Source organism: Enterobacter sp. ENT03 (genome assembly GCF_019218745.1).
Classification (GTDB): Bacteria; Pseudomonadota; Gammaproteobacteria; order Enterobacterales; family Enterobacteriaceae; genus Enterobacter_D.
This window is the reverse complement of record NZ_JAHUXA010000001.1, coordinates 22,991-37,681: the sequence shown is the minus strand read 5'-3', so window position 1 is coordinate 37,681 and position 14,691 is coordinate 22,991. Positions and strand designations below refer to the sequence as shown.

At 56.1% G+C, this 14,691-nt stretch carries 13 protein-coding genes; 10 read left to right on the top strand and 3 right to left on the bottom strand.

What is annotated here, in order from left to right; genetic code table 11:
- Nucleotides 1-37: 37 nt before the first annotated feature.
- Complete coding sequence (locus tag KW828_RS00150; protein ID WP_218334455.1) at nt 38-508, bottom strand: DMT family transporter; 471 nt, start codon at nt 506-508, stop codon at nt 38-40.
- 94 nt (nt 509-602) lie between these two features.
- Here KW828_RS00150 and KW828_RS00145 point away from each other — a divergent pair, with 94 nt between their 5' ends.
- Together KW828_RS00145 and KW828_RS00140 are read left to right on the top strand one after the other, a co-directional pair.
- Nucleotides 603-1,514 carry a LysR family transcriptional regulator gene (locus KW828_RS00145; protein WP_218334454.1) on the top strand — a complete coding sequence of 304 codons (912 nt, stop codon included), beginning with the start codon at nt 603-605 and terminating at the stop codon, nt 1,512-1,514.
- A 71-nt stretch (nt 1,515-1,585) separates the two neighbouring features.
- On the top strand, nt 1,586-2,926 hold the full coding sequence (locus KW828_RS00140; RefSeq protein WP_218335322.1) for a glycoside hydrolase family 10 protein: 1,341 nt from the start codon (nt 1,586-1,588) through the stop codon (nt 2,924-2,926).
- A 3-nt stretch (nt 2,927-2,929) separates the two neighbouring features.
- Here the strand turns inward: KW828_RS00140 and KW828_RS00135 are convergent, their stop codons facing one another.
- Nucleotides 2,930-3,661 (bottom strand): MerR family transcriptional regulator, encoded by a 732-nt coding sequence (locus KW828_RS00135; protein ID WP_218334453.1) that lies wholly within the window; start codon nt 3,659-3,661, stop codon nt 2,930-2,932.
- Between the two features lie 188 nt (nt 3,662-3,849).
- Nucleotides 3,850-5,070: a diguanylate phosphodiesterase gene (locus KW828_RS00130; RefSeq protein WP_218334452.1), complete on the bottom strand. Its 1,221-nt coding sequence runs from the start codon at nt 5,068-5,070 to the stop codon at nt 3,850-3,852.
- 343 nt (nt 5,071-5,413) lie between these two features.
- On the opposite strand from KW828_RS00130, the gene ycgZ reads away from it, so the two are divergent.
- From ycgZ to sra, 8 genes are all read left to right on the top strand, one after another.
- On the top strand, nt 5,414-5,659 hold the full coding sequence (gene ycgZ / locus KW828_RS00125) for a regulatory protein YcgZ (RefSeq protein WP_218334451.1): 246 nt from the start codon (nt 5,414-5,416) through the stop codon (nt 5,657-5,659).
- Nucleotides 5,660-5,756: 97 nt separating this feature from the next.
- A complete protein-coding gene (locus KW828_RS00120; protein WP_218334450.1) occupies nt 5,757-6,035 on the top strand; it encodes a biofilm development regulator YmgB/AriR family protein in 279 nt (92 codons plus the stop codon).
- 243 nt (nt 6,036-6,278) lie between these two features.
- Nucleotides 6,279-8,180 (top strand): beta-glucoside-specific PTS transporter subunit IIABC, encoded by a 1,902-nt coding sequence (locus KW828_RS00115; protein ID WP_218334449.1) that lies wholly within the window; start codon nt 6,279-6,281, stop codon nt 8,178-8,180.
- 124 nt (nt 8,181-8,304) lie between these two features.
- Nucleotides 8,305-9,312, top strand: coding sequence for a LacI family DNA-binding transcriptional regulator (locus KW828_RS00110; RefSeq protein WP_218334448.1), 1,008 nt, complete (start codon nt 8,305-8,307; stop codon nt 9,310-9,312).
- Between the two features lie 295 nt (nt 9,313-9,607).
- Complete coding sequence (locus KW828_RS00105) at nt 9,608-11,146, top strand: PAS domain-containing methyl-accepting chemotaxis protein (RefSeq protein ID WP_218334447.1); 1,539 nt, start codon at nt 9,608-9,610, stop codon at nt 11,144-11,146.
- 42 nt (nt 11,147-11,188) lie between these two features.
- Complete coding sequence (locus KW828_RS00100; protein ID WP_371316063.1) at nt 11,189-12,268, top strand: alginate lyase family protein; 1,080 nt, start codon at nt 11,189-11,191, stop codon at nt 12,266-12,268.
- Between the two features lie 260 nt (nt 12,269-12,528).
- Nucleotides 12,529-14,247, top strand: coding sequence for an ABC-F family ATP-binding cassette domain-containing protein (locus KW828_RS00095; protein WP_218334446.1), 1,719 nt, complete (start codon nt 12,529-12,531; stop codon nt 14,245-14,247).
- 221 nt (nt 14,248-14,468) lie between these two features.
- On the top strand, nt 14,469-14,606 hold the full coding sequence (sra, locus tag KW828_RS00090; RefSeq protein ID WP_218334445.1) for a stationary-phase-induced ribosome-associated protein: 138 nt from the start codon (nt 14,469-14,471) through the stop codon (nt 14,604-14,606).
- Nucleotides 14,607-14,691: the final 85 nt, after the last annotated feature.

Here is a 14,691-nt window from a genome sequence, read left to right as displayed (position 1 = left end):
CGTTACATCAGCGCACGGATCTGGCTCTCATTTTCTGCTAGTCCTTGCTGAACTGAATAAATATCGCCCCCGCCATGATCAGCGCCACGCCAAGGACACGGGCCAGCGTCACCGGTTTCGGGGTCAGGGCCATCAGGCCAAAATGATCCACCACAATGGCGGTGATCATTTGTGCGGCCACCACCAGCACAATAAAACTCCCCGCGCCCAGTTGCGGCGCAAAGGCCGCTGCACAGGTGACGTATAACGCCCCCATCACGCCGCCGGTCCAGATCCACCATGACCCTTGCAACGCCCCGCCCATGCGCGGCGCAGGCACTTTGTTCAGCCACAGCAAAAGCAGCAGGACGATAATGCTGACCACCAGCGAAACTAACGCTGCCCACAGCGGATGGCCCAGCGCTTTACTCAGCGCGCCGTTGCTGGCGGCCTGAAAAGGCAGCATCGCCCCCGCCAGCAGGGTAATGACGACAGGTAACAGTGCAAAAACCAGCGACTTGCTTAACATCTTAACGCTCCCCTAAAAATGACCTGATGGCGGCATTTTTCACTATCCGTTATATTTATGAAAATCGTTTATATGCATGGTGGATATGCACGAAATGGATGAACTCCGCAAAATCGATCTGAATCTGCTGTTGACGCTGCACGCCCTGCTCACCGAAAAGCATGTCACCCGCGCCGCCACACGTCTGCACCGCAGTCAGCCCGCGGTCAGCCATGCGCTGGCGCAGCTGCGCGGCCTGTTTGACGACCCGCTCCTGATCCGCCAGCAGGGAAAGATGCAGCTCACCGCACGGGCGCAGAGCCTGTTAGCGCCGCTGGACGCGGCGCTGTGCGGGCTGAACCGCCTGGTGGGTGCGCCGGAGTTTGACCCGGCGACCACCCGGCGGCGTTTACGCCTCGCCATGTCGGATTATGCTGCCCGACTGGTGCTGCCGCCGCTTCTCCGGACGCTGCGTCAAGAGGCGCCGGGGATCGATCTGGCCATTTCCCAGAGCAGTCGCGAGGGTATGCTCGCGCAGTTGCAGGACGGCGAACTGGATCTGGCGCTGGGCGTCTTTCCGGACGCGGCCCCCGCGATACAACAACAGACGCTGTTCACCGAACAGTTTGTTTGCTTCGCTGATAAGCAATTTCTGCCGGAAAACCAGACGCTGACACTGGCGCAGTGGCTGGCAAAGCCGCATGTCTCGCTGGTGGTGGTGCCGGATACGGTGGATGAGATTGAAAAAGCGCTATTAGCGCGGGGGCTGCGGCGGCATATCTGCGTGGCGCTTCCGCACTGGAGCGCTGCGCTGCGCGTGTTGCCGGGCACCGATCTGCTGCTGACGGTCGCCAGTCACTCCGTCAGCGGCGAGGATCACCAGCACGAACTCTGCTCTTTCGCGCCACCCTTACCGTTGAGCCGTTTTGACTATGCGCAGGCGTGGCATGAAAGAAAAGAACGAGATCCGGCGCATCAATGGCTGCGTCGTACTATGATGTTGTGCTGCGATAACTATCGGAATTAACACCTGATGCGCGGACGTTAAGTGACAGTGTCACGAATGGCCGCGTGGATTTCACTGTGAATATGATGAAAATGACTTCAATCGCCCGTAATCGTCGCTTTCCACGCTTCAGCCGTATTACACATCTGGCCGCCCTCACCGGCTGCGTCCTGCTGCTGGCCAGCTGTTCCTCCAAAGCACCGCGCTCGATGGTCAGCCCGTTACCGCCGGTGGCAAAACATCCGCTGGGGGATAAATCAAAACAGGATCAGCAACCGGTGCGCGGCGTCTGGCTGGCGACGGTATCCCGCCTCGACTGGCCGCCGCTGGAGTCGGTGAACGGCAGCAGCAGCGCGGTGCGCATCCGTATTCAGCAGGACGCGCTGAAAACCAAGCTGGATAACTTGCAACGACTCGGCATTAACACCGTCTTCTTCCAGGTTAAACCCGATGGCACAGCGCTGTGGCCGTCAAAAATCCTGCCGTGGTCAGATATGCTGACCGGGAAAATCGGTCAGGATCCCGGTTATGATCCGCTGCAGTTTATGCTTGATGAAGCGCACCGCCGCGGCATGAAAGTTCACGCCTGGTTTAACCCTTATCGCGTGTCCACCAACATCAAACCCTCTACTGCCAGCGAGCTGAACAGTACGCTGTCACAACATCCGGCCAGTATTTTTGTGCTGCACCGTGACTGGATCCGTACTGCTGGCGACCGCTATGTGCTCGACCCGGGAATCCCCGAGGTGCGGGACTGGATCACCAGCATCGTGGCGGAAGTGGTGACGAGCTATGCGGTAGATGGCGTGCAGTTCGACGACTATTTCTATACCGAAACGCCCGGCTCAATGCTGAACGACAGTCAGACGTTCCGGCAATACGGTCAGGGATTTGCCTCGAAAGCCGACTGGCGGCGGCATAACACGCAGCAGTTAATTGAACAGGTTTCACGCACGATTAAACAGCTGAAGCCGGACGTGGAGTTTGGCGTCAGTCCGGCGGGGGTGTGGCGTAATATTTCCCACGATCCGTCCGGCTCCAACACGCGCGGCGCGGCAGCCTATGACGAATCCTTTGCCGATACCCGGCGCTGGGTGCAACAGGGATTACTGGATTATATCGCCCCGCAGATCTACTGGCCCTTTGCGCGGGACGCGGCGCGTTACGATGTGCTGGCGCACTGGTGGGCGAACGTCGTGAAACCGACCAACACGCGCCTGTATATCGGCGTCGCGTTATATAAAGTCGGAGAACCGTCGAAAAATGAACCAGACTGGGCAATCAGGGGCGGCGTGCCTGAGCTGAAAAAGCAGATCGATTTGAACGAGTCCGTGCCCAACATTAACGGCACGATCCTGTTTCGGGAAAATTATCTGAATCAGCCCCAGACCCGGGAAGCGGTCAGCTATCTGCGCGACCGCTGGGGGAAATAACGCTTACTTACCGTGAAAGACGATGGTGAAACCCTGCTCATGCCAGTGCTCAAACTGCTCCTGCTGACGGCGTGTCAGGGTTTTACCGGTCCAGATAAAAATCTGCTGACCCGGGAAAAGCTCCGGACGGGGCAGATCCAGCGGTTCAGCCAGCACATCAATATGCCAGCCCTGCTCTGACAGACGCCATGCCTCCAGCCACAGGCGGGTACGATCGTCGGTATCCCAGCCAATCAGCAATGCTGCTTTACCCGGCTTTGTCCGGGCGTGCGCGATGCAACCCACCGCGTATTCGATCAACGCCCCGTCCAGCAGACTACTCATCGCGCGGGCAGTGTTTTGATCGAGGCTAAGACGTTGACGCACCGGCGTATAAACCTGATCGATTAGCGCATCAACCGGATGTTCCTGCCCCATGGCGATGATTTTGGCACGCAGATTCGCCGGATTTACCCGGCGCAGCACCGCCATCATCTCTTCCTGCTGCGACACCCAACCGTCATCAACGGCCACGTCTTTTGCTTCCAGCAATGCTTTCACCTTGCCGACCGGAACACCACTTTTGATCCAGCGCTTAATATCTTCGATACGCTGAATGTCTTCTTCATCAAACTGACGATGTCCGCCTTCACTGCGCTGAGGTTTCAGCAACCCATAACGTCGTTGCCAGGCCCGCAGCGTTACAGGATTGATTGCGCATCGTTCAGCGACATCGCCAATACTGTAGTGAGCCATTGGTCCCCCTCTTACATCTGTTTAACACTTCATATCTAAACTAACTAATAACCACAGCTTGTACAAACCTTTTTTTGTTGTACAAGAATTAACAGTTTGTTTATTAAGGGTATTTTTAATTTTCGAATGAAAGAAAAGCCCCGACATGGCGGGGCTTGTACAAATAACAGGGTTATTTACCGTTACGGTTACCAGGCGGATTGTTTTTCCGGCCAGGCAACAACCGGGATAGCATCAATACCCGGATGTGCGAACAGATACCCCTGGAACTGGCTGATGCCTGCGGATTCCAGCCACATCCACTCTTCTGCTTTCTCAACGCCTACGGCGGAGACGGCAATTTCCAGCGAGTGACAGCACTTGATGATCGCCTGGATCACCGCCTGCCGCGGGCCGCTCATGTGCACATCCTTGATCAGCTCGCGGTTGATTTTGATGCGGTCCGGCTGGAACTGGGTCAACAGCTGCAGGCCAGCAAAGCCCGCGCCAAAGTGATCGATCGCCACGCTGATGCCGGCGGCTTTCAGCTGGCGCACTGCGCCGGTAAAGGCGTCAAAGCCGGAAATCACCTCGCCTTCGGTAAACTCAACGATGATCTGCTCCGGCACCAGACCGCTGGCGCGAATGCCCGCTAATAACACCTCGACGGCATCAGGGATCTTCACCAGCGTCATCGGTAACAGGTTGACCGCCAACGACTGTTCGAACAGATTCAGGCCGCTCGCCATCGCAAACGCGACGTTCTTGCTGTTGAGATCGGCAAGGTAAATGTCATCCCCGTGCTTATCAGCAAACCAGGCTTCCGGCCCCGCGCCGTCGGGTGTGCGCAGCAGCGCTTCAACCGAGACGATTTTGCGGGCCAGCGGGTCGATAATGGGCTGAAAGGCGAAGCTGCAATCCGCCGACGCTTGTTTTTGCGGCGCGCCGAGCTGTACAACCTCGTCATCTGGCACAAAGGCCCATGCGTCGCCGGGCGGGATCTCAAAGTAGTTCTCTTTTTCCGTCGCCTCGACAAAGGTGCGGAAAAACTGCAATGCGCGGTCGTTATAGGTTAACTGATACTTTGAAGTCCCGCGGTCCAGTACGGCCTGCAGCACTTCGTCTTTTTCGCACTGCCGTAAATCGAACAGTTCCATGCCCGCTTTGCCAAAGCGCCTTGCCGGGGCGTAATCATGCAGAAGCTCCACTACGTTATAGTGGCGGTTGTCGCGACAGATATGACGGTAAATTTTCACAACATTTTCTTCAGGCCCTTCCAGCAACTGGAAAAGATGCGTGCCATTGAAAAGTAAAATGCCCGTAACATTCGCCTGACTATTTATCTGATTGGCTCCCGCGACCATTTCTTCCAGCGATTTAACTGAAACGTCATCGCGAATATGGCTGCGGTAGATGATGGTTGTGAGCATTTTTTCCCCGAGATTTTCTTGTCTGCGGGCAACATTACCAGATGCCAGGCGCTTCGTCTTGCCCGTCAGTGGGCTTTATAAAATATATTTTTGTGCAGATATTACAGTCAGTTAAGCCCGTTACGACAGTAACTTTCGGTACAGTTTTTCGTTGTACAAGCTGTACAGCTCGCGCAGAAATCAACGAAATTATTTTTCTGTTTAACTGCCTGATAGCAGGGCGATATATCCTCAAAAGGCCAAAGCGTAGCAAAACCTGTACGGTTGTTATGTACAAGTTTATAAAGTTTGTATAACTTAGGCGGCAACTTAAGAGGTTTAGTACATTTAACAGGAGCGACCAATGCAACAGGACGGGTATTCGTTCGATTCATCTGCTGCCATTGCACATTATTTTAATAAAGCCGCTCTGCCGACCCAACAAGAAACACTGGGTGAGATCGTGGTGGAAATCCTGAAAACAGGCCGCCATCTGAATCGCAAAAATTTATGTACAAAATTGCTGGTGCGTCTTGAACAGGCCACCACGCTGGAAGAAGAAGAACATTATCAGGCGCTGATTGGTTTGCTGTTTGAGCGTCAGAGCTAATAGTTTCAGTTAAATACAGATTTGTTCGAACAGTCGTAACAGCATCACTATCACCTGACCTACGTCAGCCACTAAATTTATAACTGCGGTGAATAACATGAACACGACCATTGCACAGCAACCAGACGTCTTTTCAGCACTGCACAACCCGGCTTTATCGACTTATGTGCGTAACGCCGCAGAATTAATGCCCGATGAGGCGGCCCTGCTGGCTACCGCCATTAAAAGTCTGATGATTTCACACGCCTATGTCACCAATAAAGACATTATTTTGTGGCTGATTGGCGCGCTGGAAACGACGCACGATGCCACTGCGGCCGATGTGATCCGTCATTGTCTGGAGCTGGTGGTCAGTTACACCATGGATGACATTTAAGCCCCGCGCATCCCCGTCTCAGGCCAACGGAATGGCCCCGTTTTTCTCTCGCTCGTCGATTTATCTCTTGTCCCCTTCTGAAAAAAAATCTCGCCTCGCCCTGGTAAATTCATTCAGTCAATCAATGTGATTCAGCCCACACTCCGCCATGAAACCGGTTGCACGGGTATCATTCACTGCTAGCATGAAACCGGTTACACGAACGGTCACGCATAAATTTACCCATAAAAAAGGTACATAAGAATGGCAGTTATCAGGGATTACAATAAGTTAGCCAGTGACATCCTTCGCGAGGCAGGCGGCGAAAATAACATCAGCAGCTTTACGCGCTGCGCCACCCGCTTACGCCTGGTGCTCAATGAAACCCCGGCCGAAGCAAAAAGCCGCATACAAAATTTACCCGGCGTGATTGCGGTAGTAGAGAGCGGTGGTCAGTTTCAGGTGGTGATTGGCACCCATGTCGCGGACGTGTTTAATGCCCTCTCCGCCCTGCTTGGCGAAAATCATACGGGCGCAACGGCAAAACCGAAAACCCGTTGGCTGGATGCGGTGATTGGCACCATGTCAGCGGTGTTTGCGCCTATCGTCTATATTCTGGCGGCGGCCGGTATTTTGCAGGGGCTGTTGATTGTCGTCGGGCTTATCGATGCCGATGTGAAAACCACCGGGACTTTTGCGATCCTCAACTTTATGTCGTGGACGCCGTTTGCCTTCCTGCCGGTGTTTATCGCCATCACCGCCGCGCGTCATTTCAAATGTAACCCTTATATCGCCGTGCTCTGCTGCTGTGCGTTGATCAACCCGGAATGGTCCGCCATGGCGGGCCGTATCGCGGGCGGTGAAACTATTACCTTCCTGTTTATTCCGCTGGCGAAAACCGTCTACACCTCATCGGTGCTGCCGCCGCTGTTCCTCGTCTGGGCGTTGTCATGGCTGGAAAAACGTGTTGAGCGCATCCTGCCGGATGTGGTCACCGCCCTGTTTACCCCGCTGGTGTGCTTTGTGATCATCGTTCCGCTGACGCTGATCATCATCGGGCCAGTAACGACCTGGGCGGCCATGGGCATTGCCTCCGGCTATAACGCGCTTTTTGCCGCCGCACCCGCCGTGGCTGCTGCGGTGATTGGCGGCGTGTGGCAAATCGTGGTGATCTTCGGCGTGCACTGGGGGATCACCCCGGTGATCATGGCGAACTTCGATACTCAGGGGTACGACTCCTTCCAGGCATACCAGACCATCGCGGTGATCGGCCAGATGGCGGCGGTGTTCGGCGTATTCCTGAAAACCCGCAATCGCGAACTGAAAACCACCTCGCTGTCGGCGGGCGTGACCGCCATTTTTGGCATTACGGAACCGGCTATCTACGGCGTGACCCTGCGCTTTAAAAAGCCGTTTATCTGCGGCTGTATCGGTGGCGCGGTGGGCGCGGTAGTCGCCAGTTTGTTTGGCTCCCTTTACTACGCCTATGCTGCGCTGCCAGGTCTGTTTACGCTGGTGAATGCCATCAGCCCGGACGCGCCGATGTCCTTTATCGGTGAGCTGGCGGGCAGTGCCACGGCGATTGTACTGACCATTGTGCTGGTGCAGTTCGTCGGCTTTGAAGACCCGGTGGCGGATGAGCATCTTAACGAACCGGACGTCGCGCCTGTCGCTGCCTCTTCAACCACCACCACAACCGCCGCCGCAACCACGGCCAGTCTGAACATCATGAGCCCGCTGGACGGCGAAGTGATCGCGCTGGAAACGGTGGCAGATGACGCCTTTGCGCAGAAAGCGCTGGGTGATGGTATCGCCATTCGCCCGCAGTCGGGCATGGTTGTCGCTCCTTGTGATGCACGGGTGGAAACCCTGATCGCGTCCCATCACGCCGTCGGACTGGCCTGCGATAACGGCGCAGAACTGCTGATCCACGTCGGGCTGAACACGGTTAATTTGCAGGGTCAGCATTTCCGTCCGCTGGTCAAAGAAGGTGATCTAGTGAAAGCGGGCACACCGCTGCTGGAGTTTGATAAAGAGGCCATTGAGCGTGCCGGGTACGACCTCACCACGCCAGTGCTGGTGATCAACAGCGACGACTATCAGTTAACCTGGCACCAGTCCGGGGGGGATATTCGTCAAAATGCGCCGTTAATGACGGTGTCCTGAGGCAAAATGCACGCGGCAGAACGGTGAAATCGCTGCTCTGCCGCACAATTCCGCTGTGAAATCCCCCCTCAAATCATGCTCCTGCTGCATAATAGGCACAGGCATTGATAACTAGCAGGAATTTATGGTCACGATACTGGATGTCGCCAGAAAAGCGGGCGTTTCAAAAGCGACGGTGTCGCGCGCGCTCAACGGCAAAGTGGTGGTCAGCGAGGAGGTGAAAGCCCGCATTTTTCAGGCCATTGCAGAAACCGGCTACCGGCCCAATCTGCTGGCGCGCAAGCTGGCAACGAATGAGTCCAATTCCGTGGGGCTTGTGATCACCAACGGTCTGTATAACGGGCCGTTCTTTTCGTCGATGATTTACCAGGCCGCGACCTGTAGTGAAGATCACCAGCGACAGCTGGTGCTGGCGGACGGCAAGCACAGCCGGGAAGATGAACTTAATGCTATTAATTTCCTGCTCCAGCTGCGCTGCGAGGCGATCATGATTTACCCCAAATACCTCAGCGTTGACGATCTGGACGATATTATCGACCAGAACAGCGTGCCGATTGTGGTGATCAACCGCGAGCTGAAGCGTAATCGTAACAGTGCGGTATTTGTCGACCATCGTCATTGCAGCCTGCAGATGATGAACTATTTACTGGATCAAGGGCATCGCACCATTGCTTTCGTGGGCGGCGGTGAAGGCTCGCCGACGGGCGACAGCCGTCTGGCGGGGTATCTGGATGCGCTAAATCAGGCGGGGATCGCGCCCGATGACTCGCTGATTGTACGTGGCAGCTGGAGCACGGAAAGCGGTTATGACGCCGGGTGCGCGCTCCTGAAACAGCGCCGGGACATGACCTGCATTGTTGCCGCCAACGATGACATGGCCATCGGCGTCACCAAAGCGATGACCGATCACGGTTTTCGCGTACCGGAAGATATTTCCGTTGCCGGTTTCGATGATTCGACCATTGGCCGCTACTTCACCCCGACGCTGACCACAGTGCATATCCCGATGGATGAGATGATCAGCGACGCGGTGCGTATTCTGTTATCCCCCTCCGATGAAAGCAAAAACGCCCCGCTGCCGCGCCATGAGGGCCGGTTAATTATTCGGGAGTCGGTGGCCCCACGTCGTTAAATGTGCATGAGGTGTTAATAAAATGCCTCATGCGAAAATACTTATCTGCCCATTATTCCCGCTTTTCACTTTTTATTTGCGTTAAGTCTTCAGGGCGTTCTTTTAATAAGAATGCCGATGTTTTTATTTATCAATTTTATAACAACCTCATGTAATTCCTGCTTAAAAAATATTTCGCGCTGCTACTATCCGTCGCATTGCACTTAGTAGAAAATGCCACGCCGAAAAGAAAAATATGCACTACCCGACACTTTACTTTCAGGGATTACCTGAAGAATTTCATCGTGGGGATTTCATGAAGCGTAACACTCCTGTTACACAAAAAGAGTATTTGCTCAAAGATTGCATGACATTAATGTCAACCACCGATACACACAGCCATATTTCCTATGCGAACTCCGCGTTTATTGCTGCCAGTGGTTATGAAGAAGACCAGCTGACGGGCGAGCCGCATAATATTATTCGTCATCCCGACATGCCGCCGGCGGCCTTTGCCGATATGTGGTTCACCATCCAGCAGGGTGAGAGCTGGACCGGGCTGGTGAAGAACCGCCGCCAGAACGGCGATCACTACTGGGTACGCGCCAACGTCACGCCGGTCTATCATCAGGAGCGGCTGACTGGCTATATTTCAGTACGTAATATTCCACTGCGCGATGAAATCGACGCCAGCGAAAAACTTTATGCAGCGGTAAATGAAAATACCCTCAAAGGCCATCGTTTTTATAAAGGTGTGCTGGTGCGGCGTGGGTTGTTGTCGTTCCTGTCGATATTTAAGTGGATAAGCGTGGCAACGCGCATCCATCTCGCGATGGTTATTAGTCTGCTGGCCGTTCTGGTGCTGGAAATAATGCCGGTTATGCTGCCGGTGAAAATGGCGGTCACCCTCATTATCTTTATTCTGCTCTCCCTGTTTTTGAATAAACAGATCGCGCGCCCGTTAAAGGTTATTCTTGGTCAGATGCAAAAAATCATCTCCGGGCGCAAAGCCGATTATGTGCAGTTTAATCGCGTCGATGAAATTGGCTTATTGCTGCGCATGGTGAATCAGTCCGGTCTTAATCTGAACTCCCTGGTCGATGACGTGAATACACAGCTGCACGGCATTCAGCAGATCAGCCAGCGCATCGCCAAAGAAGGCACCAACCTGCACACCCGCACCGAAGAAACCTCCGCCGACCTGCACCAGACTGCGGCGGCGGTGGAAGAAATCGCCAGCGCAGTGAAACAGACGGCGGAAACCGCAGGCGAGGCGATGATCCGTGCCGATAAAACCAGCAGCGACGCCATCAACAGCGGCGACATCATGAAGCAAACCATCAGCATTATGCAGTCGGTGTCCCGGGATAACCGGCAGATTGTCGATATTATCAGCGTGATTGACAGCATCGCCTTTCAGACCAATATTCTCGCGCTGAATGCGGCGGTGGAAGCGGCGCGCGCCGGTGAGTCCGGTCGCGGCTTTGCGGTGGTGGCCGCCGAAGTGCGTAACCTGGCGCAGCACTCCGCATCGGCGGCCAAAGAGATCAAAACGCTGATCGAGAAAAACGTCGCCAACGTCAGTCACGGCGTGGCGATGGTGGAGAGCACGGAATCCCACCTGACGGCGATGATCGACAACGTCATTCACATGTCGACGATGATCAAAGAGATCGGCACTGCCACCCAGGAGCAGACGCAGGCGTTACAGCTGATCAACAGCTCGGTATCGCGTATCGGCGTGATGACGCATAACAACAATGGCATGGTGGAGCAGGTAACCGACGCCGCAGGCGATCTCTCCGCCCGCGCCACCCGCCTGCAACGCGCGGTGCAGGTTTTTGGCACCCATTAATTTGCTATAGTTTCAGCTTTATCAAACCTTAAGGCTGACACTGTGCTGCGATGGTTACCTCTTTCCTCCCTGCTGGTACTGGCGGCTGCCGGGTCGTTCAGCGCGACGGCGCATGCCGCACAGTACCTGCCCCCCGCCGGGTTTACCCTGCCCACGCAATCCGCAACGGCAAAAGCAGCCTGTCCTCCGGTGCCGCCGCCCTATACCGGCGCGCTGCGTCTGCGCAGTAAATATGAAGGGTCCGACGCCGCCCGCGCCACGCTAAATAAAGAGGCGGAAGAGGCCTATCGCGACTCGACCCGCACCGTTGACGCGATGGAGCGCCAGGTCAGCAAACTGGTGCAACGGGGCGACAGTCGTTGTGCCATCAACGCGCTGGAAAGCTGGGCGCGGGCCGGGGCGCTCACCTCCACGGACACCAGCCATACCGGCAGATCGGTGCGTAAATGGGCGCTGGCGAGCTTTTCCTCGGCCTGGATCCAGATGAAATTCGCCCCGCACTCTGCGCTGAACACCGATCCGGCCGCCGCGCAGGTGGAGCACTGGCTAAGCCAGCTCGGCACGCTGACCGCCCGCGACTGGCGCGGGCTGCCGCTTAACAAAATCAACAACCACAGTTACTGGGCGGGCTGGGCGCTGATGTCAACGGCCATCGTCACCGGGCGCGACGATCTGTTTGGGGATGCTGTTGCCCTGCTGCGCATCGGATTAGCCCAGGTGGATGCGCGCGGTTTTCTACCCAACGAGCTGAAGCGCCGTCAGCGGGCGCTGGCCTATCATAATTACGCCCTGCAACCGCTGGTGATGCTGGCGCTGTTTGCCCGTGCGAATCACGTGGTGCTGAGCGATGCAGAAAACGCGGCGCTAAAACGTCTGGGCGAACGGGTGATCGCCGGGTTTGACGATCCCACGCCCTTCCGGGAAGCTACCGGCAGCGAACAGGATCGTCACTTTTTAGAACAGCCGACCAATCTGGCCTGGCTGGAAGCCTGGTGCACCCTCTATACCTGTCCGGCGGCGGTGAATAACCGACTTGCCGCGCTACGCCCGTTGAATAACGTGCGGCTTGGCGGCAATCTTTCCCGCCTGACAGGACAAAATCTGGTAGTGGCTGGCGACTAGGCAAAGGCCGCGTTGCTCGTTACACTCACTCTATCCATTCACCTGATAAATAAAAAAGGAGGTTACTTATGCTGCGCTGTGAATTGTTTATCTATTCACATCATTTTGGCGATCGCCATAGCTCAAGCGTTATCGGTATCGTGCTGCGATAACTGAAGCTTGAGCGAAGCTATTACCTAACTCCCTTCTCTCGGGCTTACCGGGTTATCGTCAGCGAGGTTTGACGAGGCACAGACGTGCCTGTAACTCTTGAGTAAGCAATGAGCACATTACTAACTGCACAATCCCTTCGTGTCGATACGGCGTTCGGTTCGCTGTTTCGCGATCTCTCTTTTACCGTCAAAAAAGGCGACCGCATTGGTCTGGTGGGCTATAACGGCTGCGGCAAAAGCACGCTGTTAAAAGTGCTGGATGGCACCCTTCCCCCGACCGCTGGCGTCTATTCTGTGGCCCGACACTGCCTGCTGGCGCGGGTCGAACAACACCTGCCTGACGAACTCGCGGCACTCACCATGCTTGACGCGGTGCTGTCGCAACTGCCGCAGGCGGAACGTGAAACCCAACGTTGGCAGGCGGAAACCTTGCTGGCCAGTCAGGGCTTTTGCGAGCGGGAATGGCAACTGTGCGCGGGTACGCTTAGTGGCGGTCAGCACACGCGGCTGTTACTGGCGCGGGCGCTCATCCGCCAGCCGGATCTGTTACTGCTGGATGAGCCGAGCAACCATCTCGATCTCCCCACGCTGCTGTGGCTGGAGCAGTTTTTGCAGGGGTGGAACGGCAGCTTTGTGCTGGTGTCCCACGATGCCCGACTGCTGGATGCGGTGACTAACAACACCTGGATCCTCCGCGACCAAACGCTGCACTGTTTTGCGCTGCCGTGTCAGGCGGCGCGGCGGGCGCTGGCGGAGCGGGATGAAACTGACGCCCTGCGCCAGAAAGCCGAGCAGAAAGAGATCGACCGCATCACCGCCAGCGCCAGACGGCTGGCGACCTGGGGACAGGTTTACGATAACGAAGATCTCGCCCGTAAGGCGAAGCAGATGGAAAAGCAGATCCTGCGTCTGAAAGAGGTGCAGACCGACGTCACCGCCGGTAGCCACTGGACGCTCTCGCTACAGGGCGATGCATTGCGCGCCGACCGGCTGCTGGAGATGCGCGAATTAGCGGTAGCCCCGGCGGCGGATGCCGCTCCGCTGTTTACGCTGCCGCTGGCCCGTATAAAAAGCGGTGACCGCGTGGCGATCATGGGACGCAACGGCTGCGGGAAATCGTCGCTGTTACGCCTGCTGTGGCAACAGTATCAGCAGCAGCGTCTTTATGACGGTGTGGTGCTGCATCCGCGCGTCACCCTCGGCTATTACGATCAGACGCTGCACCAGTTGTCGGACGATGACACGCTGTTCGATGCGCTAGCGCCGTTCGCCCCGCCGCCGGAGGTGCGCAAGCAAGCGCTGATCGCCGCGGGTTTTACCTTTGCGCGGCATGGGCAACGGGTCAGCACGTTAAGCGGCGGCGAGCGTTCACGCCTGCTGTTTGTCGGCATGTCGCTGGCGCGCTATGCGCTGCTGATGCTGGATGAGCCAACCAACCATCTGGATATGGAAGGTAAAGAAGCGCTGGCGCAAACGCTGACGGGCTTTGACGGCGGCGTGCTGCTGGTAAGTCACGATCGTGATTTGATCACCAGCAGCTGTAACCGTTTCTGGCTGATTGAAGACGGCAAGTTGCAGGAGTGGCACGACGTGGAAGCGGTATTCGCACGGCTGCGGGAGCCGGATGCCGTGACCGCCCCTGTCGCCATCCCCTCCGCCACGACAAGGCCAGACACTGATGCCGATCGCCTGCTGGCCGAGCTGATTGCCCTGGAAAACCGGCTGGCGGAGGATCGGGCACGTAAGCCAAAACACCAGAAGCCGCATTTACAGGCGCAATGGCAGGCGGCTATCGACCACATCAACCGAAAGCTTGAACTAGAGTGAACCGCACGTCCCCTCACCGGTCTGGTGAGGGGAACCTGAGTGACATCACAGACTGTTCTGAAAGCCGGCTCAACCATTGATATTTGGTATGGGATGACCGAACATCAATGTTGCCGCGCACTTTTTGTACCGTGCGGCAACGGTTTTTGCTATGGGATTACGCTCACCCGCTCAGGCTGCGGGCGCGTCCTTGAAACTTGTCACAGGATTAAGGAGTCAGCATGAAAACGAATCGTCAGGCACGTCATGTTTTGGGTATGGATCACAAGCTGTCCAACCAGCGAAAAGTCGTTACTAAAGAGGATCAAGCTACCGTGGTAACGCACCGCACCGGCCGTCATCGCCGCGCGGAGTCTTAATCGTATTTGCCCGGCGGCACTCGTCTGCCGGGCTTCTGAACCCGCCTCGCAATTCTGCAACATTCTCCTTACGATTGGCGCAACC

What these genes read in the sequence shown, in the direction of transcription:
- KW828_RS00150 (WP_218334455.1), bottom strand. Translation starts at nt 508, where the DNA reads ATGTTAAGCAAGTCGCTGGTTTTTGCACTGTTACCTGTCGTCATTACC.
- KW828_RS00145 (WP_218334454.1), top strand. Translation starts at nt 603, where the DNA reads ATGGATGAACTCCGCAAAATCGATCTGAATCTGCTGTTGACGCTGCAC.
- KW828_RS00140 (WP_218335322.1), top strand. Translation starts at nt 1,586, where the DNA reads ATGACTTCAATCGCCCGTAATCGTCGCTTTCCACGCTTCAGCCGTATT.
- KW828_RS00135 (WP_218334453.1), bottom strand. Translation starts at nt 3,661, where the DNA reads ATGGCTCACTACAGTATTGGCGATGTCGCTGAACGATGCGCAATCAAT.
- KW828_RS00130 (WP_218334452.1), bottom strand. Translation starts at nt 5,070, where the DNA reads ATGCTCACAACCATCATCTACCGCAGCCATATTCGCGATGACGTTTCA.
- ycgZ (WP_218334451.1), top strand. Translation starts at nt 5,414, where the DNA reads ATGCAACAGGACGGGTATTCGTTCGATTCATCTGCTGCCATTGCACAT.
- KW828_RS00120 (WP_218334450.1), top strand. Translation starts at nt 5,757, where the DNA reads ATGAACACGACCATTGCACAGCAACCAGACGTCTTTTCAGCACTGCAC.
- KW828_RS00115 (WP_218334449.1), top strand. Translation starts at nt 6,279, where the DNA reads ATGGCAGTTATCAGGGATTACAATAAGTTAGCCAGTGACATCCTTCGC.
- KW828_RS00110 (WP_218334448.1), top strand. Translation starts at nt 8,305, where the DNA reads ATGGTCACGATACTGGATGTCGCCAGAAAAGCGGGCGTTTCAAAAGCG.
- KW828_RS00105 (WP_218334447.1), top strand. Translation starts at nt 9,608, where the DNA reads ATGAAGCGTAACACTCCTGTTACACAAAAAGAGTATTTGCTCAAAGAT.
- KW828_RS00095 (WP_218334446.1), top strand. Translation starts at nt 12,529, where the DNA reads ATGAGCACATTACTAACTGCACAATCCCTTCGTGTCGATACGGCGTTC.
- sra (WP_218334445.1), top strand. Translation starts at nt 14,469, where the DNA reads ATGAAAACGAATCGTCAGGCACGTCATGTTTTGGGTATGGATCACAAG.